The following is a 1,635-nucleotide window of genomic DNA, read 5'->3' as shown; positions in this document are numbered from 1 at the left end:
AAAGCACATCACAACCAAAAGAAGCAGCAACAAAAGAAAGCACACCAAGAGTAGCTTTATATAGTAATGATGAAACGACAGCAACTAATACTGCTCAAGCTCCTCAAGAATTTATAGATCAATATAATGCTACAAGCGATCGTAAAGCAATGGTTGAAAGCATGCTTGCTGAAAACTATGATAGTAATGATGTTGAAGGTATTATGAACAATTTAGATGTTGATTATAATACTATTTCAGCTAATGATTTATTTAATTCTATTATGTATGCAGGAATGGAGTATGCGAATCAACAACAAAGTGCATTTACGACGTATGCAGTTCAATATAATAATAAAGAATACAATTCAATTGATGAGTTGAAATCTGCACTTAAAGTCAATGAAGTGGACCCAAATACAGGTGTGACAATTACTGGTGATGGGATAACAAAAGGAGGTTCACAAACTCCAGCTCACTATACTGTTCAAGCAACACCGAATAAATCAGCTGGTACAATGGATTTCACAGTGACTTGGAAAGTAGATAAAGGTGCTAAAGAAACAGCACATAATGCTGAATTAGGTGGATTTAATTTTGGAAGTGGTTATAATCCAGGTTCGACAATTAATGGAAAAGTCAAAGTTAATGGAGTAACCTCAAATGAAAGATCTCTCAACATGATTGAAGGAGCTAAACCTAATTATCCTAAAGGTTATGCTACAACAAGTCCTACAACAATGAACGCTACGGCAGTAAACAATAATGGAAATATAACTTATAAATTCAGTGTTCCTGTTAAAGATTGGAATGGCGATTTAAGCTTTTCTGGTAACATAAATATGTTTACTCAAGATGTTAGCGGTACGAGTATAAGACCAGATACTGATGATAATTACTTTAAAGAAAGTTATCAGATTACTGGAATAAGCAAACCTGAAGAAAATTTAGTTACAAAAGATGACGCTACTGATGTTGAAGATATTCCTTATCAAATTGAATATCAATTATCTAAAGACATTCCAGTAGGTGAACAAAGAACGATTCAAGAAGGCGTTAATGGAAAAAGAGGAACTGTTTATACTGTAGTTAGTTATAATGGAGAAGAATTAGGAAGATTAGTTAAAGAAACATATAATCAATCGCCTAAAAATAAAATTGTTGCATTAGGAATTGGTGGAATAAATAATGAAACTGAAAAAGAGCCATTAGCACCGATTATTGAGCCACAACTTTCTGGAAATAATGTGATTTCAGGTGAAACAAGCCCGAATGCTCAAGTTCAAATTACTGTAGGTGGTAAAACATATAACACAACTTCTGACGGTTCAGGTAGATTTACTACAACATTACCTGACTATTCATTAAAACAAGGTGACCATATTACTGCTACTGCAACAGTTAATGGTAAGACAAGCCAACCTGGTAAAACAATAGTTCCACGTGATGGTCGTACACCAGAAATCGATACTACAGTAGTTAGAGGTGTAGATGATAATAATAAACCTGGTAGTTGGGTAACAGTAACTAACTCAGAAACTGGTGAACAAATAAGTAGATTCTTTGTTCCAGATGGTGAACCAGGTGAAAAAGGTGACAAAGGTGACGATGGTGCTGATGGAAAATCAGTCACAGTAGAAAGCACAGAAACAGATG

General features: G+C 34.4%; 1 protein-coding gene. It reads left to right on the top strand.

What is annotated here, in order from left to right:
• Positions 1 to 1,635 (top strand): G5 domain-containing protein (locus tag HMPREF2578_RS08805; protein WP_176743755.1); only part of this gene is annotated, 1,635 nt, incomplete at both ends.

The sequence above is a fragment of the Staphylococcus sp. HMSC072H03 genome, assembly GCF_001809305.1.
Classification (GTDB): domain Bacteria; phylum Bacillota; class Bacilli; order Staphylococcales; family Staphylococcaceae; genus Staphylococcus; species Staphylococcus hominis.
The sequence above is the reverse complement of the archived record's forward strand: the minus strand, read 5'-3'. Positions and strand labels throughout refer to the sequence as shown.